Consider the following 24370-nt stretch of genomic DNA (forward strand, 5'->3'; position numbering starts at 1 on the left):
AAAAGAAAGTAGATCTATATCTACTCTCTTGATTGTTTAGGAAAAATATAAAAGTAAAAAACGAAACCAATGATAATTGCGGGTAGTAAAGCAATTCCTATATTTTGTACAAATGCACTTGCAAGCAATTTAAAAATCTCAATAATATCCTTAGATAAAATGTTTTGATACTGTTCTGCACCTGTCAAACCTCTGATTATTAAAGTTAAAGCAAAAATAATGATATAACTAATTAAGCTATATATGATACTTAACTTTATATTTTTCTCCATTTTATTTCCCTTTCCTTATTTGTGGTATGCTTATTATTACATACCGCAAATTCTATTAAAAGGAATTTCTGAAAATTGAAAATAGAATACTACCTAATCATTAATTAAAAAAACTCGGTATTCAACAAACTAAAGATCAATATATCTTTGCATTCTCCAGTAACGCTATGGCATTCAAACTGTCTTAAACAGCCTTCTTCCTTAAAGTTGAATTTCGACAATAACTTCTTTGAAGCTATATTTTCTTCCGTGACAATTGCCTGTATTCTTACTAGACCTAACTGATTAAATCCTATTGATAATACTTCCTTAACAGCTTCCGACATAATGCCACAATGCCAATATTCTTCCGATAATTCATAGCCAATTTCAGCTCGTTTGCCTGAAAATTCACTCAAGAAAATGGTACCAATAACTTCATCCGTTTCTTTGTTAGCTATAGCAAAACGTATAATCCAACCTTTATCATAGCCTTCGTTCCAAAAATGAATTACTTCATAACTTCTTTCTAAAGTCTCCGGTCCGTTCCAATCAAGATAACGATATACATTTTCATTTGAATAATAATTGAATAAGGCAGGAGCATCCTCCAACTTCAACTTTCTTAATTTTATGCGTTCAGTTTGTACTGTTGGAAAAGAAGTCCCTAATATTTCGGTAAAGTTCATTTTTTTCTCCCCTTTGTTTGAATGAATATCAAAATAAACTAAAGATGAAAATTCAAAAGAAGCTGATTAAATTATACCCTATCTAGATTTCCTGAAAAAACCATATATATTTCCTTTAGTATAATTCTTTAATACTCTTTGAAGACAAATAATATTTTTCACCTAAAGTAGCCGTGTCCGCTACTGATAGATATCCGTTATAAAAAAACAATCATGCCTCGGCATAATTTCGTCTAGAATCGGAAGGGAGTTAAACAATTTATTATTCTTTACTTTTTAACTAAAAAGCAATCAACGAAATAAAAGCTGGTTGCCATCTACTAATATAAATTGTATATGAGAGGATATTTAAAACAACTAACATTGCACTCTCTCCTAAAATAGGTATTTCTGATCTGTTCTAGGTTTTATATGATTACGGAGAAGAAAAAGGACTTTTATCCCCACCTCCGACACAATATAAGCAACAAGTCTCACAATATTCCATTGACATTCCTATTCCATTGCTTAATACTATACTTAAAATTCGAGTTTTTATAGGCATAAAGTTCCAATAAAACTCAGAGGAGGAAACTATTTGAAAATTAAAAGTATTAAGCGACGATTATTATTCTTTACATTAAGTTTGCTGCTATTGTCATCTGTAATCAATTCTATATTGGGTGTTTGGGTTGTTGGTAAAAATAGCAAAGAGGTTTTAATTGAGAAGGCCAATGAACAAGTCTATGAAATCGCAAAGCAAGCAGAAACTATATTAAATTCCGAGAGTGATCCCATTCCAGCTTTACAAGATTTTGTAAAGTTAAAAGAAAAACAAGATAATGTAACCTATGCTATTGTCATTGATACCAATGTAAAGGCTGTAGCGCATAGTGATAATGAGAAACTAGGAAAAACATATAAAGATACATACACAATCGATGGTGCTAAACAAGGAAAAAAACAATTTACAAGATGGTATGCCGAAGTTCAAGGTATATGGACATATGACATCATGGAGCCAATTTATAAGGATGGCGAGCTTTATGGAGTAATTGATATTGGAGTGCCTGAAAGTGGTATTCAATCTATTACAAACTCTGTACTAAGTTATCAGATTATTACAGGTGTAGTGAGTTTTATCATTATAGGTGCTTTAATGTGGTGGATTATTGGTCGTATTGTTGCCGCTATTAAGAATCTCGAAAATATTATTCATCAAACAACTAGCTTAGACTTTACCGCAAATCCAGAATTAGAAAAACTTTCAAATCATCAAGATGAAATTGGTCTTATGGCAAAAGGCATCTCTGGCATGCAATCTTCGTTGAAGAATGTTACCGCCAACATACATAATACTAGCACCGAGTTATCAGATTCATCAAAGATTCTTATTCAAGTAGCAGAAGATACGGTACGTACAACTGACGAAATTAGCTCAGCTATTAATGAAATAGCAAAAGCCACAGAAGAGCAGGCTCATGACACAGAAAAAGGTGCTGAACAATTAAATCAACTATCTGGAAATATTGATCGTGTGATTGAGCATACAGAGAAGATCGCTTCTATGACAGAAGATATTGATCATTTAAGTAATCAAGGTGTGGAAACTGTCAACCAACTCTCAATTTGGTCAGTGAAGAATCGTGAATCTTCACAACAAGTAAGTAACATCGTTCAAGAAGTAGATAAAACTTCATCTGATATATCAAGTATTGTTAATACAATCACAGATATCGCAACTCAAACTAATTTATTGGCTCTAAACGCTTCCATCGAGTCAGCTCGAGTAGGTGAAGCAGGTAAAGGTTTTGCGGTTGTTGCGGATGAAATTCGAAAATTATCGGAACAGACATCTAATGCTACTGAGGATATTAAAAATAAAATCTCCGCAATTCAAAATATATCTAAAAGTGCTGTGGAGGAAATTAGTACAAGCCTGAGCATTGTTGAGCAAAATGCTAAAGCTACAGAGGATACTAGTGAAATCTTCCATACAATAAAGGTAGCTCTAGACCAAACTAGTGAAGTAGCACAAGAGGTGAAACATTTATCTCATGAGATGAATGAGCGTAAAGAGCAAATCGTTAGCGCAGTTCAAAACATATCCGCTTCTGCAGTTGAAACCTCTGCTGGAGCAGAACAAGTCTCAGCATCCGCAACTGAACAGCTTAAAGGCATTGAGACTGTTTCTGAGAAAGCAAAGGATCTAACCGCTATGGTTGATGCTTTAAGAGATGAAATGAAAAAATTCACTATTTAATTGAACGAAGCAAGACTAAATAATATTGCAAAAAAGCTGATTCTTAATTGAATCAGCTTTTTTAGCATATATCTTTATATCAATTTACTGTCTTTGAGTAAATCATAGATAATCGTGTCTTTTACTTTATGAATACCAAATTTACCTATTTGTTTTAACATAAACGGCGCATCTACATCTGTTAACTTTTTACCATCTAGTAAGCGAGCAGTTGAAGCTAACAAAGTACGAATATCATAAGTAGATCCAAATACTTCTGGAACGCCTCGATCAATATCTAACAATTGATAAACAGCTTCCATCGCTGTTCTTACTGAATACTCAGTTGTGAATACTGTGTCTCTTTCTGTTTCACTAAAGTTACCAATAAAGGCTAAGTTAGTAGATCCTTTAGGGACAACTAAAGGACGATCTCCCATTGCTCTAGGCATGAAATAAGATGTTATAAAAGGCATGTAACACGGAATTGTATTACATGAATTTTGCGCTAAATCCGGTATTTCGTCTACAGGTACACCCATATGATACAACCACTCTTGCGCTATCTCACTTCCAGAACATTCCGTGATACTCTTTTTAATAAAATCACCAGGTTTGTTAGATAGTAAACCATAAATCCAAACTACTAATTGGTCTTTTGGTTGATCTTTAAAATGAGGTTGTCGGTTTAATGTATAGCTTAGCATCCAATTAGAATCTGTAGCAGTTACGATACCACCAGTTACTACCTTGCCTGCATATGGATCTCTTTTACTTATCTTTTCAATATATGGAGCTACTTTAGCATCCAATGTAGTTAGTGTTGCTGAAACAAACCAACTTTCTTCTGGAAGATCCTCGCAGAACTTTTCTGGTCTACCAAACTCAGAATCTTGAGAAGCAATGTTTTTCCAAAGTGACCAACTTCCGCCTAAATCAGTGCTTATAGGAGCTGGCGTATTATTGTCACCATAAGTTGTACTCTCCGTAATACTGCCATTTGTAACAAACACTAATTCATTTTCTGTTAACTCAATGTTCTTTTTCACACCATTTTGTTTTAACACTAAAGTATGAGCTACTTTTTTATCTCCCACTTTATCAACTAAAACATTCTCTACAACAGTATTAAATTGGAAATCAACATTATGGCTTTCTAAATATTTAATCATAGGCAGTACTAACGATTCGTACTGATTATATTTCGTAAATTTTAAAGCAGATAAATCAGGTAGACCCCCAACATGGTGAATGAAACGCATAATATAACGACGCATTTCCATTGCTGAATGCCATTTTTCAAAGGCAAACATCGTTGACCAATAAAGCCAGAAGTTTGATTCAAAGAAATCTTCAGAGAAAACATCTGTAATTTTTACATCCTCTAACTTCTCTTCGGGAGTAAAGAATAATTTAATCATTTCTTCAGAAGCTTTATCAGATAATGTAAACTTGCCATCATCCTCAAGTCTTTGCCCTCTATTTTCAATTAATCTACATTTAGAATAGTTAGGATCCTCTTTGTTTAACCAATAAAATTCATCTAAAACAGAAGCGTTTTCTACTTCTAAAGATGGGATTGAACGGAATAAATCCCATAAGCACTCAAAATGATCTTCCATTTCCCGACCACCACGGATAATAAAACCTCTTGTCGGATTTAGAATACCATCAAGGCTACCTCCTGAGATATCTAACTCTTCGAGAATATGAATATTCTCTCCCTTCATTTGCCCATCACGAATTAAAAAACATGCGGCTGACAGTGAAGCTAGCCCCGAACCAACAAGATACGCTGATTTCTCATCAACACCCTCAGGTTTTTTAGGACGTGCGAAAGCCTCATAATTACCATTACTGTAATACATAATACCGCCTCCATAAACTATTATCGTGATATAGCATACCACCAATTTGCATGATAATGGTAAAATGAGAGAGAAATTAACAAAAAATTCAATAATACAGTTGAACATTAAATATACATATACCCTATTATTTGACATAACAATTCATTGCATTTTTATAAATTATTTATCCATGTCTTTTATATCAAGGATTTTATGCAACACCTAAAATTAGTTTGTCATTGTAGCTGTTAAACTTTAAGGAACTTGGATTTATTGAATGATCTCCTTCTATACTATTAACCATAAGACTGTCCTAAGTGATTATAGTACACAACCTTTCAAGTGCAGCCTCACATAATTACTATAGTAAGAAAACAAAAAAACAGTAATTCAAACTTTTCAATTCAATCTATTTTACTCAAATTTTGAAAAATCTACTTTTTATAAAACTATTATAATTTATTTATTATCCTTTAAATAATTTTACATCCCCCACTATTCTTGATAAACCACTTAATGTAAGCGCTGTATGCGATTTTTCAAACGTATAAAAATAAACAAAATTAATATATTTAAAAAAATAATGTTTGACACCTAAAAGGACGGTATGTAGAATAGGACGAGTGATTATGAGAATCATTATCAATTAAGATGAGAACTATATTTTTTTATTACTGATTGAGAATAAATCTCATTCAAAAGAAAATATGTTGTTAGTTAGGATGGTTAACGAATGGAAGCAAGCGCAAGGAGCGTAGAACAACAAGAAGCGAATATGAAAAAGATTAAGAGCAGACCGCTTATAGCTTCTATTATTTTAATAGCAGGTACGATTTTATTAGCTTTAAGTATGAGCATGTCCATTTCATTTGGAGCAGCAGATATTAGTTTAAAGACTGTCTGGCAAGCTGTTTTTCAATTTGATGATTCACTTACACATCATAATGTCATTTGGGAACTTCGTATTCCAAGAGCAATTGGAGGAGTGGTCGCTGGTGCGTTTCTAGCGGTATCTGGTGCAATTATGCAAGGTATGACACGTAACCCTCTTGCCTCACCTTCTTTAATGGGGATTACAGATGGTGCGGTATTTGGAATTGCCATTACATATGCTTTTTTCCCTAATTCTCCATACATAATGTTTGTTATTGCTTCATTTATTGGTGCTGCATTTGGAGCGAGTATTGTATATGGTGTGGGTTCGTTCTCACCAGGAGGCCTAACACCTGTTAAATTAGCGTTAGCTGGTGCAGCGATTAGTGCACTACTTGGGGCCATTTCGTCTAGTATCGCACTTTATTTCAATCTTGCTCAAGAAGTAAGCATGTGGAATGCAGGAGGCGTTTCAGGTGTGAAATGGGTAAGTATTGAAATGCTCCTACCAATTGGACTACTTTGTCTTATTATTGCAATTTTATTGTCAAGATACATTACTATTTTAAGTTTCGGTGAAGAAATTGCAATTGGACTTGGGCAAAATACAACCTTCATTAAATTTATTGGTACTGTACTTGTGCTTGTTTTAACGGGCTCAGCTGTATCTATGGCAGGCTCTGTCGGATTTGTTGGACTTGTTATCCCACATATGACGCGTTTTCTCGTCGGATCCGATTATAGATGGGTCATTCCATGTTCAGCAGTACTAGGTGGGTTATTAATAGAATGTGCTGATATGTTATCACGTGTGATCAACCCTCCATTTGAAACGCCAATTGGTGCAATTACAGCTTTAATTGGTGTTCCATTCTTCCTTTATTTAGCTCGTAATGAAGGGAGAGGGAAAATATGAGGCAACGTATCTTCACAAAAAAGAATATTTCAGTTTTAGCTATTTTAGCTTGCCTAATTGTATCCGTATTTTTAATTAGCTTACATACAGGAACGTTTAAAATACCGCCAATAGATGTATTGAAATCGTTAATTGGTTTAGGTTCTGAAGAACAATCTGTCATTTTATTCGAGTTTCGTATGCCTCGAATGGTTATTGCTATTTTAGTTGGCTCAGCGCTAGCGATATCAGGGGCTATCATGCAAGGTTTATCTCGAAATCCACTTGCTGACCCAGGAATCATCGGTATAAATGCTGGTGCCGGATTAACAGTTGTAATTTTCGTCTATTTTTTCTTCGGGAAAGTTGGAACCGGTACGCTACTATCTGTATTCATTCTACCGCTATTTGCGTTAGTTGGTGCCTTATTAGCAGCGGTTATTATTTATACCCTAGCTTGGAAGAACGGTGTTTCGTCCACTCGTTTAATTCTTGTCGGTATTGCAGTTGCAGCAGGATTCGGTGCTGTTAGTTTAATCTTCTCGATGAAAATGACTTCAAATGATTTTCGTTTTGCAACTATTTGGTTGGCAGGGAGTTTATGGGGAACAGATTGGAAATTTGTATTAAGTGCACTTCCTTGGATGCTCATATTTATACCAATTGCATTTTGCAAGGCACATGTCTTGAATGTCATGAATTTAGGAGATGCAGCAGCGGTAGGCCTTGGTCTAAATGTAGAGAAGGAAAGACGTAAGTTATTATTTATCGCCGTTTGCTTGGCCGGTGCATCGGTAGCTGTCGCTGGTGGAATTGGATTTATTGGATTAATGGCTCCCCATTTGGCAAGACGCCTTGTTGGGGGGAAACATCAAATTATGTTACCAACAGCAGCATTAATCGGTACGCTTCTATTACTATTTGCAGATGTAATTTCAAGAAGTGTACTAACAACCTCAGAGATACCAGTCGGTTTTGTTATTTCTATTATTGGTGCACCCTATTTTATTTATTTACTTATGAGGACAAAATAAAAGGAGTCTTTTTTAATGGTAACTTTAGCAGTTGATTCGATATCCGTTGGCTATAATGAAGGATTAATTATAGATGGACTATCAGTGGAAATACCCGAAGGAAAGATTACAACGATTATTGGACCAAATGGATGTGGGAAATCTACATTGTTAAAAGCAGCTTCTCGCATCTTAAAGGCAAAACGCGGGTCTGTTTATCTTGATGGAAAAGCAATTGAGAAACAGTCAACGAAAGAAATTGCAAAGAAAATGGCAATTTTACCGCAGACTGCAGAAGTGCCGACAGGTCTTACTGTGTTTGAGCTTGTTTCATATGGTCGTTTTCCACACCAAAATGGATTTGGAACGCTGAAGGAAGAAGATTATCGCTATATTCACTGGGCACTTGAAGTGACAGGGATGGCAGAATTTGCAAACCGTTCTGCAGAAGCTTTATCAGGTGGCCAACGCCAACGAGTTTGGATTGCGATGGCACTTGCTCAAGGAACGGATTTACTTGTATTAGATGAGCCGACAACTTACTTAGATATGGCTCACCAGCTAGAAATATTAAAGTTATTGAAAAAATTAAATCAAGAAGAAGGCCGTACAATCGTTATGGTCATTCATGATTTAAACCATGCTTCTCGTTTTTCTGATCATATGGTTGCTTTAAAAGCTGGTAAACTGATGCATCAAGGAACTCCAGACGAAGTAATGACAAGTGACACACTTCGAAATGTGTTTGACATTGAAGCACTAATCGTTTCATGTCCTGTAAACAGTAAACCTATTTGTTTAACTTACGATTTAACGTTGGTTAATAATCTAGAACAGAAAAAAGCATAATAGGAAATCCCTCTTTCTCTCTTAAATAGATAAAGGAAGCATTCTAATGGGTGCTGAGCTCCTCACTTAGCCTGAGAGGCTGAACACCCATTAGAATGAAATGGGTCGTAGACAAATTATCCGGGAGGAACAAAAATATGAAGAAATTTAAACTATCGTTACTAGCAATGGTATTAGTTGTTACATCTATACTATTTGCAGCTTGTTCTTCAGATAAGAAAGAAGAAGAAAAGACCGACGCAAAAGTAGAAGAGCGTACGGTTGAACATGCTAAAGGGGAAATTAAAATCCCTGCTAATCCAAAGAAAATTGCTGACCTTAGTGGTTCAACAGAAGAATTATTAATCTTTGGCATGAAACCAATCATTACTGCAAATACATCTCAAGAAGAGATTGATCCACATATTGCAGATAAATTAAAAGATGTAAAACCAGTCGGCTCAGCATGGGGTGACAAAATTAATATCGAAGCAGTGGCTGCTGCAAAACCAGATTTAATTCTTATCAATGATCGTCAAGAAAAAATCTATGATCAGCTATCTAAAATTGCACCGACAGTTATGTTAAAAACTCCATTAGATCAATGGCGTCCAAAGTTCGAGGAATTAGGCAAAATCTTCGATAAAGAAAAAGAGACAGACGAATGGTTCAAACAGTATGACGAAAAAGCAAGCAAGTTACACGATAAAATCGTTGCTAAAACTGGTGATGCGAAGTTCATGAAAATGGCTGCATATCCAAATGCATTCCGTGTATACGGTGACTATGGTTACGGTAGCGTACTCTTTAAAGATTTAAAATTACCAGCAGTTCCAGGTACACCATTGGATAAAGCATTAGTTCAAGTACAAAAAGAAGCTTTAATTGACTACAATCCAGATTACCTACTCGTATTTACAACAGGTGACGGTTCTGAACGCTTGAAAGAATTCCAAGAAGAAACAATTTGGAAAAACATGAACGCTGTTAAGAACAACCACGTATTTATTATTAACAATGATGCAGTCAATAAAGGATACTTCCCTCTTGGTAAAGAAATGATTTTAGATGAAATTGCTGAATTTGTTTTAGGGAAATAATAAAAATGAGAATCACCTTCGTTATTCGAAGGTGATTTTTTTAATAACAACTTTGCTTAAGGATAATGAAATAGTCGTTTAGTTATCGATTGTGTCGAATAGTTCAACTTAGTCCCTTATTTTATAAATCGTATTAATCTTTTCCTCCCAATTTGCAAAATCTCATCATTCATTAATATTATGTCCGTATCATCTTCTTCAAGTTTTTCCCCATTTAAAGAAACACCCTTTTGTTTCATTAATCGCATAAATTCACTTTTACTTTTAATATATCCTTCGGCAATTAATGATGGAATAATATCTAATACAGATTCTTTTCCTATTTCAATTAACATAGTGGGGATGATATCAGGCAAAACCTCTCCTTCATTAACGACCCTACCTATACCATTTTCAATCTTCCCTAATTGTTCTTCCAGTTTTAAAAACATACAATACAACTCCTTCAATATTGAATTAATATTGCAAGTTCTATAAGAGTAAAAATCAATTTCGCCTTGGAATAATTGTTGCTGACGCTTTGCTTCCGCTACAGATAAATTATCACAAGACATAACGTTCTTAGACTGGGTTCCTCTATAAAGTTGTTAGGACACCCACTGAAAAGGAATTACATCGCATTCATCTTATCCCCCACTTCTGCTGAATGAAGATAAAAAAACGCCCTTTAGGAATAAACCTAAAGGACGTGTTATGAACGTGTTACCACCTTAATTTAAGAGCTACTCACATAACTCTTCTCAATAGGTACGGCTAAATGCGATACCTTTGCATTGATTACGGATGCAAACCCGTCGTAGCCTACTAAAGTTCGGTACGCAGCTCCAAGATGAATTCATTTTAACTTTCCTTGCGCCTCTCATCGACCGGCTACTTTCTGTAAGTTCCATTAAAACTACTAGTTCTCTTCAACACTTTTACTCTTATACTCCAAATTGTTAACAACAATTTTTCGTTATGCAAATCTTGTTAATTATTATAGTACCTTTTTTTGAATTGTCAACAAATTAAGTTGATACTATTTTTACAAAGACTATAGAACACTAAATTATGTTGTTTCTATACATTACCTTACTAACATTATGCCTTACGGTTTTATGGCCGGCTTTAGTACCTTTACCAATGGCTATAAGCATAACGTCTAAATACCTTTCAGAAATATTTAAGATATCTTTTAATTCCTTAGAATCATAGCCTGACATAGTAATAGTGTCAAAACCAGCTTCATTTGCTAACAAAATTAATGACATTGACGCAAGACTTACATCTCTAGTTAATTCTAGTTTTAAATCTTCTTTTGATTTATTTTCATAATAATTTATTGCCGCATTCGCTAAATAATCTCTTAGCGATTCATCAAAATAGCCCGCTTGAAAGCCTTCTTCATGTATTTTAATAATATTATCTTTGTCAAACGCCTGATAATCACCCAACATAACAATTAAAGTTGAAGCTTCTGTCACTTGTTGTTGATTAAAAGCTATAGGCATTAATAAATTTCTTAAATCCGGATCATCAATAATTAAGTATCGAGTAGCTTGAATATTATTTCCATTAGGTGACTTACTTGCACTTTCAACTAATGACGTTAGAACTTCTGAACTTATGTTATAGCTTGAATCGTAATGTCTAACTGAACGTCTTTTTTCCAAAATATTTTTTACACTCATTGTATCAACTCCGAAATTTTTATTAATTGCACCTTTGATTATAGTAAGCAATAATAAATAAGAAAATAACGCACAAAAATGTGGTATAGCCACTTTTAAGTGCCTATTTAGGGGAGAAAGCACATGGTTAACTATAATACTGGAATCAATATTTTTATGAATATCGCAGGTGGAAAATGGAAATGTTTAATACTCTTTTTCTTGAGCCAAAAATCAGTAAGGACAAAAGAGTTTTATGAATTATTACCTGGAATTACACAAAAAGTCTTAACGGATCAATTGAAACAGTTAGAAAGAGATGGACTTGTACGAAGAGAAATTTTTAAAGAGGTACCACCAAAAGTAGAATACAGCTTAACGGATTTAGGAAGATCATTTGTGCCAGTATTAAACACAATGTGTGCATGGGGTAATCAGTATGCAACTATTAATGGTATCGATAAAGAACAACAAATCTATTGTGATCAATCTTCACCTGATGGTCCCCATTCTATGAAGTAAGTAAACAAAATCGAAAACAATATGAAGTTACTAGAATATCATATAAAAAAGAGGACAAGCTTTGTCCTCTTTTTTTATTGCTCTCTAGTTTGTGTGGTTGGCTTTAATAAGAACCAAACAATTACTAAAGTTCCTAGTGCTAATATAAAAGTTCCCATATAAATAAAATGTACACTTGAAGCTAATGCTTCTTGCGATTCGGTTACTACGTTTGCTGTAGTTCCTTCATGTCCACCAGAAGTTACAAGATCAAGGTTTTTAATACCGCGTGCATGAATCATTGTATTGAACATCGCCCCGAATACTGCTGCTCCTAATGTTTGGCTAAACGTATTGATAAATGTGTTTAAGCCAATTGCCGTCCCGCGCGTATGATTTGGAACAGCTGCTTGAATGGTTACCATATAGATAGGTGTAATGAGACCCATCCCTAAGCCGAATAGTCCAACTGCAACATAAATTAGGAATGCTGGTGAATCTGTCGACAATGTAAATAATGAAAAGGCAGCAACCAAAAGAACGCTAGCTCCAAGTAAAATAATTTGTTTCGTATTTAAGCTACCAACTAATTTACCTGAAAAAATAGTACCGAATGTCCACATTACAGGTAGTGGCATTAAAATGAGTCCGGCGTCTGTCGCATTTTTTCCTAATACACCTTGGCTCCAAATCGGAAGATACATTGTAATACTAATAATCATTGCACCCGAAATAAGTGTTAGTATATTAATAATAGATAATGTACGGTTAGAGAAAAGTGCTAGCGGAATTAATGGTTCCGGAGATTTTTTCTCAATGAATAAGAAAATAATGAATGAAACAGCTGCAAAGATTAAAAGACCAACAATTGTCATGTCCCCCCAGTTTTGCTGACTGCTACCTGTTAATAACGCGTATAGTAGAGAGATTGTACTTAAAGAGAAGACTGTTGCACCAAGATAGTCGATATGATGCTTAGCAGGCTTAATAGATTCTTTATAATAGATGACAATCATTATGCACGCGATAATTCCAAATGGAACGTTTAAGAAAAAGATATAGCGCCAAGAAAGGGAATCGACTAAAAATCCGCCAACTAATGGTCCGATTACACCCGAGATACCCCAAACAGCACTAATCCACCCCTGTGCTTTTGCACGGTCTTTCACTTCGCTATATAAATCACCAATGATGGTCATTGTTATTGGCATAATAGCGCCAGCACCTAGACCTTGAAGGGCACGAAAGACGATGAGCTGTTCCATCGATGTAACAATACCGCAAAGTGCAGAGCCAATTAAAAATATTGTAGCTCCGATCAGTAAAACTTTTTTTCGACCGAATAAATCAGCCAGTTTCCCGTAGATTGGAGTCGAAACAGCTGTGGCAAGCATATAAATTGCATAAACCCAACTAACAAGTTCGACACCTGACAAATCATTCGTTATACGGGGGATTGCTGTACTAATAATTGTTCCTTCTACAGCAGAAAGAAATGTCATTAACATTAATGATAAAATAACTTTTTTTCTCATATTTTTCCCTTTCAATTCCATATAGGTAAATAACCCAATATATAGCTAAGTTTTTTTATTATATATCAACTAATAACTATGTATCTTCTAAAACGTCAAATTGAATATCTCCACCTATCAATTTCTCCCTGATTTGCCTAGGTTAGCATAAAAAGCGATTGCTCTAATTGAATAATCGATTATTAATGAAACAAGAAAAGTTAATCATTAACCTTCTTGATAATTGCTCATTCTATAATTCTCAAGACGATCATTAATTTTAACACAAATACCCATAAAAAAAACCACCTCAAAGAATAGCTAAAGAGGTGATTGATGTGAAGAGATAATAAAGTTGTAAATTGAGAAAGTAGAATATAGAAGCGTTATAGTTAATCTCATTTAAAAGAGATTGTTACTTATTAAAAGGCCCAACTTCTCTGCAAATTAATATAGAGAAATTGGGCTTTTACGTTACTTCATTTAGTATGAATAGGACTATCTTTAGCAGGAGTTAGATTTTCAATTAAAAATGTTTCTCTTCAAGTTCTGTTAAATTCCTACTGGGCTTTCTGATATTCATAATGCAGGTCATTTTCCAGACTTAAGTGGAATACGAAGCTCTTCGTTTGGCTTGTCGATTAAATACTTTTCAATGTAAATATCTAGCTCTTTCTTATCGAAATTTTCATACACATCCATAGCTTTATTACTTCCATCTCCAAGTATACCCATCAGTTCAGGAACCCCAAAGTTCGGTCCTTTATCGCCGTCCAGATAATAGGTTTGATTGACTCCAGCAAACGCCGGTTCTGAACTCGAGGATTCTACATAGAGGTTATTGTCCTTCAAATAATAAGTCCATGTGATTGGATACCCCTCAACGCTAGACGTTACGCTTTGAGGTTTTACTGATATGTCAGTCAAACGGATTGGATTGTCGTCTCCCCTAATTGCATCAACACGTTGCTTCGCGACGAAGGTTACAGGCTGATTAGCCAGAGAAGCCACATTTAGCCCTGTCACTTCAAAGAATAGGACTGTTTCGCTAGGTTTTTTACCAAAACCTACACCCTTAGCTGTTAACAAAGTTCCGCCTACATCCAGTTGATACTCATTAAAAGGAATAGTTTCGTACATATCTTGATTTTGAGTAAGAGTCAAACGAATTTGGGATGGTGTAATCTTGATTTCATGGATTTTCGTGTTAGGAACATCGCCCATAGGGATATCTAGCACTTGCTTAAATGATCCATTTTCCAACTGTTTTTTTGAAAGACTCAAATTTGTGCTCCAAGTACTTTCTTTTGTTTCTAGTATATGCTCATAAGAGATCTGGAATTTAGTTCCTTCTTTACGTAAGGTGTCAGACTTGAATAGTTGATCGACGTTTGATTTTCCGTCACGAAATGAAAAAGAAGTACCTTTCACTTGTTTAACAGATTCACCCACATTATTGATTGCCTCCAATTCTACACGTTTGTACGGCATTTCATTATCCGTAAACGTAACGTCTGATTTTAGGAGAACTTTACCTTCAGCTTGTTCAAAAGACTGTAAGGTCACGCTACCCACCCCATCCTTTTGAATTGGGAACACTTGAGTAGTAGAGTCATTAGGATTATAGCTGATGGACTGCTTCTTATTGCCGATGAATTGGATATTCTCCATTATAAACTCAACATCGGCCGTCTGCCCTTCGCCAACCCAGTCTGTTTCAAAATATCCCTGGAATTCACCAAGATCCTTGTTCCACTCGTGACTATAATTTCCTTCAATAAAGTTGCCCTTCGAATCTTTTAATCCGATAAGTTTAAAATCTATATCCTTTACATCTTGGGATGTTTCAGGTTTCAAACTATACAGCAACACGGTTCTGTTCTCGTCTATAAACGCCGTATGAACAGTTAACGTAACACCTTCATTTGTAACAGATTGCTCAATCTTTTGACCTAAGCCCTGCTCTAATGCGGACTGAATACCTTCCCTATGAGAAAGCATGCTGGACCAGTCATAATTCAGAGCTGCATAAACGGGTGTAGCCAACAAAGCTACAGATAGCCCTGCCACCAATGCAAAGCGCTTTCGTTTCCGAGGACGGAGCACAACTGGTTCACCTCCAGCGACCTTTAGCTCGTCCTGCTGGATACTGCTCCACATTTGATCAAAGTCAGGGTAATCGACATTATTTGATTCCTTCATTTGCTTTTTAACTTTGTTTTCAATGCGTTCCAAATTGGTTCTCTCCCTTCAACCATAAGTTGTTTTTGTGTTCAAGTTTTTTGCGCATGATTTTCAATGCCTTATGGAGTCTCGATTTCACTGTACCGACAGGAATCTGGAGGGTTTTAGCGATCTCTGCCATGGATAGCTCACCGATATAGCGGAGGGTAACAACTGCCATCAATTTGTCTGGTAGTTGCTTTAGTAGTTCCTCCCATTCTTCCTGAGCTGTTTTTTCTACTACAATGGTGTCTACGGATTTTATTGAAAATGTGGCCTGCTCATGAAGCCATTGAACCTGACCCTGTTTATCACGCTGAGTCTGATTCCGCTTTAGCAAGTTCAAGCAATGGTTCATTGCGATGCGCATGATCCAGGCACGCGTATGCTCAACGCTTTGCCAATCCTGACGAAAAACGGTGATAAATACGTCATGGCAGAGATCTTCCGCATCTTGTGCATTTCGCAGCATGTAATAACATGTGCGGTATACATCTTTGTTATAAGAATCGAATAATTCACGCTCTGTCAATCCAAGGCACTCCTTTCTTTGCTTTATACTTTATAAACAAATGACTATTGGAAAAGGTTCACCTTTTTTAGTAAAATTATTCTTTAATTATACTTAATTACTTTTTCATACTTTATTATTCAGTACTCTAACAGCTACAACAGAAGAGATAGCTTTTATCCTATAGAAACTCCATCTTGAGCGTTCCGCAGCATGTAATAACATGTACGGTATACATCCTTGTTATAAGAATCATAATTCACGCTCTGTCAATCCAAGGTACTCCTTTCTTTGCGTTGTACTTTATAAACAAATGACCAATGGGAAAGGTTCATCTTTTTTAGTAATAATATTCTTTAATTATATTTAATTCCTTTTTGCATACTAAAGAAACCCCGCATTTTGAAACAATTTCAAAGCGCGGAGTTCAAATTTTAGCTATTTTAAATATGATAAATCAGATGTTAGCTTACATATATGTATTTTTTCTGACATACTAATCCACTAACTATTTTTAGCTATATAAAAATATATTGTGGTAATCTTCTTCCGTCCTCGGTATATTTTCTAGTCCATTCCTTGTATAAGCGCTTTTAACTCGTAAATCCAAAGCAGAGGAAGTCATCCAATTTTTTGTTGAAATCCATGTTCTAAAAAGGGATATAATAAGTCATTTACAATCTCATAATAAAAGCAGACGGCGATATAGAAGTCCATTATAGAACTTCTAAGCCATCTGCTATTGTTGGGAAGTACTTTAGGTTGGAGAAAAGGTAGTTCCTCTTCCTAAATCTCCAATTCTATACTTCTCCTTTTTTACGTGCTGCCATTTCATCTTGCATTTCTTCTTTTAATCCTTCAATTGACTTTTGACGACGCTTATTTTTTTCTTTAATCATTTCACTTTGCATAGGGTCTGCAAATTCCAAACTAATTTCCGCTTCGTGAAGTTTTTCTTCAGTATTCTTAACGATATCACGAATTCGTTCAACGTTATTGGATCTATCATCTGGTTTCGAGTGTCTTGAATTAGCCATGGTAACCTCCTAAAATTTCGACGTTACAATTAGTTTGTATTTTTTTTATGTTTATATGTACACTAATTTTTACTAAGAAAAGTGCTTTTGCCATTTTGGCACGACAAGCACTGGAGAAAGGCTGACAGTTTTCTTGCCATGTGAGGTGACAAAAAGCCCTTAAGGAAATAGACCCCTTAAAGGCTTTTTTAACTAAATTAAGGTACAACTAACCATTAATCCCCATGCTCTTTGGCTTTTCTTTATTGATAAAATGGCTTCACTTTGTACCCGTCTTTCTCCAAATGATAGCGAATGCTTTTCTCACCTAAGAAGTGACCTGAACCAACAACAACAAAGTACGTACCTTTTTTCTCTTTAAGTACATTCGTGATTTTCTTTGCCATTTGTTCATCTCGTAAACCAAATAGCATTTCATTGTACTCTGACGGTCCGCCTTCCATCGATTGGAAGCTTTTCGCAAACTCTTCAACGTTCCCCTGCTTCCAGCTTGTAAACCACTCTTGGAGAATGTTAGATTGATTTTCTTCAGATGGATTGATTATGTTATCCAAAACAGCGACTAAAGACTGCTCCTGAGTTTCTTGTGATAACGCGTCAAACATATCAACTTGTGCTTTCATACCTTCTAATTCAATCACTGGCTTTTGCTGCAGCTGTGCATTTAACAAAAAGTACATATCAATACCGTGCATCGCCATTTCTTGTGGCGTCATACCAAAGGAATTATCTGTTGACAGCATTGCTAAGGTGCTTGACAGCGTCCAAGGCTTTTGCAATGTCAGTTGTTCCATAGGGAGATTATATAGCTTTGCAACTTTTTCAAGCTTCGCATATGTTTCTGGCGCAACAGCATCTTTCAGTGTTGTGCCATCTGAATACGTTGCCTTTTTCGCATAATAATCAAGCCCTTTCGTATCCAGAATATTTGCCTCTACTAATAGCGCATCCGCTTTATCGAACGCCTTCACTAGTTTTTGATCGAATGGATATAAGTCAGGTGTACCTAGGTGAATGGAGCCTAGTAAATACACAGTCGTATCCTCATCCTCTACTACCCAGGCTACTCCCTTCGCCCCTTGCTCTGCAAGTTCATAGGTAATCTTAATTAATCGAGAAGCTAGTAGAACAGCCTGTTGCGTTGTTGCTTTATGCTCTAACTTCAGTTCGTTTGAATAACCTTGTAATATATTATGATCTTTCATAAATTTAATGGCATCCGTGCCGACAGGTAAATCATAGCGTGCGACGATATTATACAGACGTTTTACAATATCACCACGTGTATTATCGTTCTTCACCTTCACTGGCTTATACTTTTTATTTTCCGCTAAGCCTAGTGAAGCAATTTTCTTTTCCGTCAATGCCAGCAGTTCATTTACCTTGTCCACAGAAATTACTTTATTGAAGTCTGCATCATACCATGTAGTTGGGTAAATTCCGTATTTTTCACCTTCGACTAAGGTTTCAACATCCAGATTCCTTACCGATGATGATAGGGGAGGTGATTGCTCCTCCGCATGGATCACTGGCACCACCGTTGTCAGCATCAATGAAGCGCCAAGCAACGCTGCACTCGTACGTTTCAGTATTTTTTTCATCATATTATCTTCTCTCCCTTGATACTTATTCCATGAATATCTTACCATATAATTGCCAACTATTTTATGTAAAATATGAAAATAATCATAATTAGTATTAATTTGTTTTCTAACCTCAACTCAAAAAACCCGTCCTAATTTTTAAGACGGGTTAAAAAAATGGTTTAATTTTTTGATGCAAAATAATATAATCGTTTAATTCTAAGTGTTATTTTACTGCTTATGCTTGTAACGCCTCAATTGTTTGCGCTACTTGCTCTTCTGTTAAATTGTGACGCACGATGTAGCGGTTTCGCGCATGCTTTGTACATTCGAATGTACAGCCCCCTAAATGCTTTGCTTCATTTTCTTCTGATGCAATGATTTGCTTGTTACATTCAGGGTTTGCACAGTTAATGTAACGTTCACAAGGTTCGCCGTCATAGTGATCACGACCGATAATAACATGCTCTACTTGATTGATTGGCACCGTTAAACGCTCATCAAATACGTACATTTGACCGTCCCATAATTGGCCTTTCGCAACAGGGTCTTTTCCGTATGTTGCAACACCGCCGTGTAATTGACCAACATCGCCAAAGCCTTCACGTTTCATCCAGCCCGAAAACTTCTCACAACGAATCCCGCCCGTGCAGTATGTTAAAACATTTTTCCCTTCGAATAGCTCGTGGTTTGCACGTACCCATTCCGGTGTATCGCGGAAGTTTTGTACATCTGGTCGAATTGCGCCACGAAAATGGCCGACATCGTATTCATACGTGTTACGCACATCTAATACTACTGTATTTTCATCTTGCATTTCAGCAAGGAATTGTTCTGGTGACAGGTAGCGACCTGTTAATTGATGTGGGTTTACGTCTTCTTCTAAGCCTAAGTTTACTAACTCAGGACGTGGGCGTACGTGCATTTTTTTGAATGTATGCCTATCTGCCGCATCAATTTTGAAGACAATGCCTTCAAATAATAGGTCTGCTTGCATGTTTGCCATATATTGCTCTGTTTGCTCAATCGTACCTGAAACAGTACCGTTAATGCCCTCATTGGCTACTAAAATGCGACCTTTTAAACCGATTTCTTTACACATTGCTAAGTGCGTTGCTGAAAACGCAGCTGGATCTTCGATTTTCGTGTAATGGTAATATAATAAAACTTGATAATTCATTTTTTCCACCTATCATTTCATATATTTGCAGGATATACCCGATAGTGTCTTTTACGACCTATTAAACATAAAAGATAATCATTTAATATGCTATCGGTAATTAGGCTGAAAAGGGTATACAATAATGTTTTTAAAGAACTTGTGAAGTGATCAACGGATTTAAACTAGCTAGAAATAGCCGATCCAGTTAATGAAATCAATATAGTAAAGGACCTGTTGTTGATTTGGAATAAAGATTGATTAAAATGCAGCTATAAATGATGTTTCTTATAGAAAATCATAGCCCCTATTTTGAACAAATATTGATCAAAATAGGGGCTGTTTTTCATTTCTGTATAGTGCTTTCTGTAATAAAAATTGATCATTTCGGAAATCGAATATTCTACTAAAGCACCCGTTTGTTTAAGTACTAATCTTTCACAAACATTTTACTAAGCACTAATTTGACTAAGACATTTTTCTTCGATATGCTTCTTCAAGTATTGATTTTAAATTCTCACTTCTTTTAGAAATAAATGAAGTCCAAAACTTCTCACCAATTTCAGCAAGTTGATCTGGAGAATATACATTTTTATCAAACTTACCCCAACAACCGTCTTTGGTTAATTTATCCCAAAAAATATAGTCAGCAAATTGTCTATTTTCTGTTGGTACATCAGAACCCATTGATTCAAGTTTAACTAAATCTGGACATAACCACATTGCAGTACAAACAGATAGCAGTCCTGCATGCATCTCATTCAGAACTTCTAACCCAACCTCTTCTAATGCTTCTTCCCACGCTAAATGACGATACGTAGTAATTAAAATCAATTCTGGATACTTGTAGTTAATATGCTTAACAAATGCCGATTCCCAATATGCACCTCCATGACCATTACAAAGGACAAACTTTTTGAACCCTTGCCTATTCAAATTAACTATTATTTCTTCTAACATTGTTGTCAAAACTGTTGGACTTACGGTAATTGTACCTTTGCAATTAGCATGCTCCTCTGATGTGTTGAATGGAATAGCTGGTAATACATAAGCATTTAATGCTTCACCAAAGTATTCTGCATATTTTTCTGCAATTAATGTATCTAAATGCATCGGCAAATATGGTCCAAATTGTTCCGTAGCCCCAACTGATAAAATAGCAGTATCTGTTCCACTGTCGGTAACTTCTGTTGTCGAATTTTTAAAACTTAGCATAAATACCTCCATCAATAAATTTTCTATTGCTTTATAATAACAACAATCTAATTCTATAAAGACTGGAATACTTTAACTGTATCACTAATAATAATTTTCCGTTTATATTAAATGGAACGATCACAGTAGGCAGAATAAAAGTCGTAAACTTTTTTTAACAAACCTGCTCCGTTAGTCGAACAAGATATCGTTTTATTTTTTATCGTTATCTTAAAAACCTATCATCTAAATCAGAATGTGTCCCATTATAGTCTATTTCATTATCAATTTCCTCTAAATTTAACTTGGTTATATCATCATCAATTTCCGTTGCCAATGACAGCAATTAATCTTAAGTCTTTACCTGGAGTACCTAAAAGCATAGCTGTAGACTGATACGTATCGAATCCAGTTTCATCACCAAGATATTCTGATAATATCTCTAGAATATCATCTTCATTGTATTTAAATATTTTTCTTTTATCATTTTGACTCATTGCATTTCTCTCCTACAAATTGATTACTAGTAAGTTTAATTTATTATTTAAGTTTCTTGCAACGCTTCTTCATACAGATAGGTAAGCCTTTGAAGTTATCGCTGGCTTTTCCCCCTGTTCACACCGTACGTGCGACTTTCACCGCATACGGCGTTCCAACTAATCCAATTTATTCTTTCTATGTTTTAAGCAGCCGAGTGAAGATTTTCCAAAGTTAGATTATTTCATTGTTACATTTCAGTCGTAAGTTATTTACTTTTTCTAATTGCTTATTTGTAAGCTTTACAGCTTTTAGGAACTTTTCAATTTTTACTTTGTCTTTCAAATGTATAAGTTGATGTATAGCCTTATTCAAAACTATTAAATTTGAGTAGCTATCATCTTTTGAAATGTGAAAAGGATTAATATGATGACAATGCCAGTCGATAATACCTAATTCTTCACCTAAAATTGCACATTTGCCATACTGGGCAATAAACTTACTTATTCTGTTGTCGTTATATTCAATAGATCTGTTTGGAATGTAGTTTCTCATGACGTAAGAAAGCGTATTTTTATTGATAGCCTTTAGGCTATTGTGAATTTTTGCTCTGCCTTCGGCAGTATAGTTACATATCACTTGGGAGAAACCAAGTGTTTTTCTCCATCGTTGCGCATGGATGGGGACAAAGACCATATTTTGTATTTTAAATAGTTTGGACTTATATCCTTTGTATCGCTTCTGTAATGTCTTTGACATCTCATGAAAACTTGCCTCTGTTCGAATATTCTTTAGTTGATTGTATAACGTCTTGCGTAGATATAGATTTAACTCATTCAAGTTAATTGTAATTTGAGTTGCAGCTGAGTAATAGTTTTGGATACCCATTACAACGGTATTAAAATTCCAAACGGTCTGAATGCAGGGTTTTCTCTTGATTACTTTTATCGCTTCTTTAATCTTTTGAAAGGCATTTGCTTTAGCCTTTTTTGACATATCAGACTTTGCTACGAAACCAAATCTGGTCTTACCTTTTCTTATGGCTTTTATTGTAAATCCTAGAAACTCTGAAGAGTTTTTCTTTAAGTTCACGACCTTTGATTTTTCTTCACTCGTCTCCAAGTGTAATCTCTTTTTCAAGAATTCTTTTAATGCATAATTTATTTTAATTGCCTGTGACCTTGTTCGGCACATCACCTTAAAATCATCCGCATAACGGACAATAAAACACTCTTTCAAACTCGATTTCTTTAATTGCTGATACTTACTACCATTAGTCGAATACGTATAATTGCTTTCAAATGTTTCCCATTGGTCACTAACCCACCAATCCAATTCATTTAACACAATGTTAGATAATAAAGGTGAAAGAATACCACCTTGCGGTGTTCCTTTTGTAGGAATACCTTCTCCTACAATCTCTGCTTTTAATAACCTAGATATAATAGAAAGAAGGGATTTATCCCTAATGCCTATTGACCACATTTGTTTTAAAAGTTTGCTATGATTTACATTATCGAAGAAACCTTTAATATCTACGTCAACACAATAATGTAGTCCAGATTGGTTAATGAGAAATTCAAGTCTAGCTTTGGCATGATGAGTGTTGCGATTTGGTCTAAAACCATAACTATGTTTATGGAATTTAGCTTCACAGATTGGCTCTAAAATTTGCAGTACACATTGTTGAAAAATTCTATCCCATATCGTCGGTATCCCTAAAGGTCTAGTTTTATCTACTCCTTTTGGAATGAAAACCCGTCTAACTGGTTGTGGTTCATACCATTTGAACATACCTTGAACTTTAGCTATTACATCTACAACTGGTAAATGCAGAATATCATTAATTGTTAATTTATCGATTCCCGCAGTTTTGCTACCTGTATTTCTTTTGATGTTTCGGTAGGCAAGACGTATATTATCCTTAGAACTCATTAATTCTGTTAAGTTATAGAAATGATGACCACAAACACTTTGAGCGTAGAGTGTATCAAAACAATCTTGCATACTATAATACTCATTGTGTCTCAGTTTCTTCCGTTTCAATAAGTCGGTGACTCCTTTTGGAGTTAAACCTCTATTAGTCTCACAAGAACCTTATTAATCGATAAAGAACTGCCTTACTTGGTTGAATAAATCTTTATTAGTCTAGTGGCTATCCCTCCATGTGGATTAGACACTTCATTGGTACTGTGCCACCACTTTCACTGATATAAAGGCAAGTTATACAGTAACTAGTATCATTATTGCTTTCCTTGTCAACGTTTCTTAGGGGAGTAAGCCCTCCACGTTATCAGCTTAAAACGTTGAATTATATCTATTATAGAATGAACTTAGGTGCTTCCTCTAAGCCTGTTAGATACATACGCCTGTAACGTATCATGGATTTTCATATTAGTTAGTCTTACTCACCCACATCTAACCTCACAATTTGGTGATATACACATTTCTATGTATCGCAGTTCTAGACCCGTACATTCAGAAGTTCGTCAGCTTAACCATTTCTTTTCGGTTTATTTGCATTCTCACCATATTCATTCAACTCAAGCATCATGAATTACACCACTCCCTCGAGTAGGCTTTCGTCAGCGGACCTGGTACGGTAATTTCTCACGCCTTTTCACCGAGCTTATAACACAATCATTCTTACTAAATCCAGTGCTATTCGACTAAGAGAGAACCCTTCCGAGCGTTACCTCATCATTTGATTCTTCGATATAACCCTTCAGTTCCGAAAGGAACTGTCTAGCCTTTACCTGAGTAATGTGACCATTCTCAATTTAAACTAGAAACATTTCGCAC

20 protein-coding genes and 1 other annotated feature are annotated in these 24370 nt (G+C 35.4%); of the genes, 6 read left to right on the plus strand and 14 right to left on the minus strand.

The genetic code is table 11. The features are described 5' to 3' along the window. Window positions 1-20 precede the first annotated feature (20 nt). Together ABE34_RS18545 and ABE34_RS18550 are read right to left on the minus strand one after the other, a co-directional pair. Window positions 21-272 (minus strand): hypothetical protein, encoded by a 252-nt coding sequence (locus ABE34_RS18545; RefSeq protein ID WP_197143930.1) that lies wholly within the window; start codon window positions 270-272, stop codon window positions 21-23. A 104-nt stretch (window positions 273-376) separates the two neighbouring features. After that, the gene (locus ABE34_RS18550; protein ID WP_197143931.1) at window positions 377-940 is read right to left on the minus strand and encodes a GNAT family N-acetyltransferase; all 564 of its coding nucleotides are present in this window, start codon (window positions 938-940) and stop codon (window positions 377-379) included. A 577-nt stretch (window positions 941-1517) separates the two neighbouring features. Here ABE34_RS18550 and ABE34_RS18555 point away from each other — a divergent pair. Beyond that, window positions 1518-3182 carry a methyl-accepting chemotaxis protein gene (locus tag ABE34_RS18555; protein ID WP_206700679.1) on the plus strand — a complete coding sequence of 555 codons (1665 nt, stop codon included), beginning with the start codon at window positions 1518-1520 and terminating at the stop codon, window positions 3180-3182. Between the two features lie 74 nt (window positions 3183-3256). Here the strand turns inward: ABE34_RS18555 and ABE34_RS18560 are convergent, their stop codons facing one another. Continuing rightward, window positions 3257-5029 (minus strand): oleate hydratase, encoded by a 1773-nt coding sequence (locus ABE34_RS18560; protein WP_197143932.1) that lies wholly within the window; start codon window positions 5027-5029, stop codon window positions 3257-3259. A 715-nt stretch (window positions 5030-5744) separates the two neighbouring features. Here ABE34_RS18560 and ABE34_RS18565 point away from each other — a divergent pair. The 4 genes from ABE34_RS18565 to ABE34_RS18580 all read left to right on the plus strand — a co-directional run bounded on the left by ABE34_RS18565 (window position 5745) and on the right by ABE34_RS18580 (window position 9720). Further along, a complete protein-coding gene (locus ABE34_RS18565) occupies window positions 5745-6800 on the plus strand; it encodes a FecCD family ABC transporter permease (RefSeq protein ID WP_197143933.1) in 1056 nt (351 codons plus the stop codon). Continuing rightward, entirely contained in the window at window positions 6797-7813 is a 1017-nt protein-coding gene (locus ABE34_RS18570) for a FecCD family ABC transporter permease (RefSeq protein WP_197143934.1), read from the plus strand. Before ABE34_RS18565 ends, ABE34_RS18570 begins: the two co-directional genes overlap by 4 nt. Window positions 7814-7828: 15 nt before the next feature. Next, a complete protein-coding gene (locus ABE34_RS18575) occupies window positions 7829-8641 on the plus strand; it encodes an ABC transporter ATP-binding protein (protein WP_197143935.1) in 813 nt (270 codons plus the stop codon). A 137-nt stretch (window positions 8642-8778) separates the two neighbouring features. Next, window positions 8779-9720: an ABC transporter substrate-binding protein gene (locus ABE34_RS18580; RefSeq protein WP_197143936.1), complete on the plus strand. Its 942-nt coding sequence runs from the start codon at window positions 8779-8781 to the stop codon at window positions 9718-9720. 116 nt (window positions 9721-9836) lie between these two features. On the opposite strand, the gene ABE34_RS18585 is transcribed toward ABE34_RS18580, so the two are convergent. Beyond that, the gene (locus ABE34_RS18585; protein WP_197229841.1) at window positions 9837-10151 is read right to left on the minus strand and encodes a hypothetical protein; all 315 of its coding nucleotides are present in this window, start codon (window positions 10149-10151) and stop codon (window positions 9837-9839) included. A gap of 248 nt (window positions 10152-10399) precedes the next feature. Further along, window positions 10400-10641: a binding site (T-box leader), on the minus strand. Window positions 10642-10763: 122 nt separating this feature from the next. Next, complete coding sequence (locus ABE34_RS18590; protein WP_197143938.1) at window positions 10764-11390, minus strand: nitroreductase family protein; 627 nt, start codon at window positions 11388-11390, stop codon at window positions 10764-10766. A 123-nt stretch (window positions 11391-11513) separates the two neighbouring features. Here ABE34_RS18590 and ABE34_RS18595 point away from each other — a divergent pair, with 123 nt between their 5' ends. Next, window positions 11514-11891: a winged helix-turn-helix transcriptional regulator gene (locus tag ABE34_RS18595; RefSeq protein ID WP_197143939.1), complete on the plus strand. Its 378-nt coding sequence runs from the start codon at window positions 11514-11516 to the stop codon at window positions 11889-11891. A gap of 74 nt (window positions 11892-11965) precedes the next feature. Here the strand turns inward: ABE34_RS18595 and ABE34_RS18600 are convergent, their stop codons facing one another. The 9 genes from ABE34_RS18600 to ltrA all read right to left on the minus strand — a co-directional run bounded on the left by ABE34_RS18600 (window position 11966) and on the right by ltrA (window position 23575). Beyond that, entirely contained in the window at window positions 11966-13405 is a 1440-nt protein-coding gene (locus ABE34_RS18600; protein ID WP_197143940.1) for an MDR family MFS transporter, read from the minus strand. Between the two features lie 570 nt (window positions 13406-13975). Beyond that, window positions 13976-15619 carry a DUF4179 domain-containing protein gene (locus ABE34_RS18605; RefSeq protein ID WP_197143941.1) on the minus strand — a complete coding sequence of 548 codons (1644 nt, stop codon included), beginning with the start codon at window positions 15617-15619 and terminating at the stop codon, window positions 13976-13978. Next, the gene (locus ABE34_RS18610; RefSeq protein ID WP_197143942.1) at window positions 15606-16139 is read right to left on the minus strand and encodes an RNA polymerase sigma factor; all 534 of its coding nucleotides are present in this window, start codon (window positions 16137-16139) and stop codon (window positions 15606-15608) included. The genes ABE34_RS18605 and ABE34_RS18610 overlap by 14 nt, the downstream gene beginning before the upstream one ends. Window positions 16140-16918: 779 nt before the next feature. Continuing rightward, the gene (gene tlp, locus ABE34_RS18615; protein ID WP_079562112.1) at window positions 16919-17155 is read right to left on the minus strand and encodes a small acid-soluble spore protein Tlp; all 237 of its coding nucleotides are present in this window, start codon (window positions 17153-17155) and stop codon (window positions 16919-16921) included. A 242-nt stretch (window positions 17156-17397) separates the two neighbouring features. Beyond that, complete coding sequence (locus ABE34_RS18620; RefSeq protein WP_197143943.1) at window positions 17398-18759, minus strand: TraB/GumN family protein; 1362 nt, start codon at window positions 18757-18759, stop codon at window positions 17398-17400. Between the two features lie 217 nt (window positions 18760-18976). Then, window positions 18977-19918: a rhodanese-related sulfurtransferase gene (locus ABE34_RS18625; RefSeq protein ID WP_197143944.1), complete on the minus strand. Its 942-nt coding sequence runs from the start codon at window positions 19916-19918 to the stop codon at window positions 18977-18979. 447 nt (window positions 19919-20365) lie between these two features. Next, window positions 20366-21112 (minus strand): creatininase family protein, encoded by a 747-nt coding sequence (locus ABE34_RS18630; RefSeq protein ID WP_197143945.1) that lies wholly within the window; start codon window positions 21110-21112, stop codon window positions 20366-20368. A 299-nt stretch (window positions 21113-21411) separates the two neighbouring features. Next, window positions 21412-21588: a hypothetical protein gene (locus ABE34_RS18635; protein WP_197143946.1), complete on the minus strand. Its 177-nt coding sequence runs from the start codon at window positions 21586-21588 to the stop codon at window positions 21412-21414. A 214-nt stretch (window positions 21589-21802) separates the two neighbouring features. Further along, window positions 21803-23575: a group II intron reverse transcriptase/maturase gene (gene ltrA, locus ABE34_RS18640; protein WP_197139928.1), complete on the minus strand. Its 1773-nt coding sequence runs from the start codon at window positions 23573-23575 to the stop codon at window positions 21803-21805. Window positions 23576-24370 lie beyond the last annotated feature (795 nt).

The sequence above is a fragment of the Lysinibacillus sphaericus genome (genome assembly GCF_015844675.1).
Taxonomy (GTDB): Bacteria; Bacillota; Bacilli; order Bacillales_A; family Planococcaceae; genus Lysinibacillus; species Lysinibacillus sphaericus_E.

Bases quoted from the DNA above. Each gene is read 5' to 3' on its own strand.
- ABE34_RS18625 (WP_197143944.1), bottom strand. From the start codon at position 19,918: ATGAATTATCAAGTTTTATTATATTACCATTACACGAAAATCGAAGAT.
- ABE34_RS18590 (WP_197143938.1), bottom strand. From the start codon at position 11,390: ATGAGTGTAAAAAATATTTTGGAAAAAAGACGTTCAGTTAGACATTAC.
- ABE34_RS18575 (WP_197143935.1), top strand. From the start codon at position 7,829: ATGGTAACTTTAGCAGTTGATTCGATATCCGTTGGCTATAATGAAGGA.
- ABE34_RS18545 (WP_197143930.1), bottom strand. From the start codon at position 272: ATGGAGAAAAATATAAAGTTAAGTATCATATATAGCTTAATTAGTTAT.
- ABE34_RS18600 (WP_197143940.1), bottom strand. From the start codon at position 13,405: ATGAGAAAAAAAGTTATTTTATCATTAATGTTAATGACATTTCTTTCT.
- ABE34_RS18580 (WP_197143936.1), top strand. From the start codon at position 8,779: ATGAAGAAATTTAAACTATCGTTACTAGCAATGGTATTAGTTGTTACA.
- ABE34_RS18570 (WP_197143934.1), top strand. From the start codon at position 6,797: ATGAGGCAACGTATCTTCACAAAAAAGAATATTTCAGTTTTAGCTATT.
- ABE34_RS18550 (WP_197143931.1), bottom strand. From the start codon at position 940: ATGAACTTTACCGAAATATTAGGGACTTCTTTTCCAACAGTACAAACT.
- ABE34_RS18560 (WP_197143932.1), bottom strand. From the start codon at position 5,029: ATGTATTACAGTAATGGTAATTATGAGGCTTTCGCACGTCCTAAAAAA.
- ABE34_RS18585 (WP_197229841.1), bottom strand. From the start codon at position 10,151: ATGTTTTTAAAACTGGAAGAACAATTAGGGAAGATTGAAAATGGTATA.
- ABE34_RS18635 (WP_197143946.1), bottom strand. From the start codon at position 21,588: ATGAGTCAAAATGATAAAAGAAAAATATTTAAATACAATGAAGATGAT.
- ltrA (WP_197139928.1), bottom strand. From the start codon at position 23,575: ATGCAAGATTGTTTTGATACACTCTACGCTCAAAGTGTTTGTGGTCAT.
- ABE34_RS18620 (WP_197143943.1), bottom strand. From the start codon at position 18,759: ATGATGAAAAAAATACTGAAACGTACGAGTGCAGCGTTGCTTGGCGCT.
- ABE34_RS18630 (WP_197143945.1), bottom strand. From the start codon at position 21,112: ATGCTAAGTTTTAAAAATTCGACAACAGAAGTTACCGACAGTGGAACA.
- ABE34_RS18565 (WP_197143933.1), top strand. From the start codon at position 5,745: ATGGAAGCAAGCGCAAGGAGCGTAGAACAACAAGAAGCGAATATGAAA.
- ABE34_RS18595 (WP_197143939.1), top strand. From the start codon at position 11,514: ATGGTTAACTATAATACTGGAATCAATATTTTTATGAATATCGCAGGT.
- tlp (WP_079562112.1), bottom strand. From the start codon at position 17,155: ATGGCTAATTCAAGACACTCGAAACCAGATGATAGATCCAATAACGTT.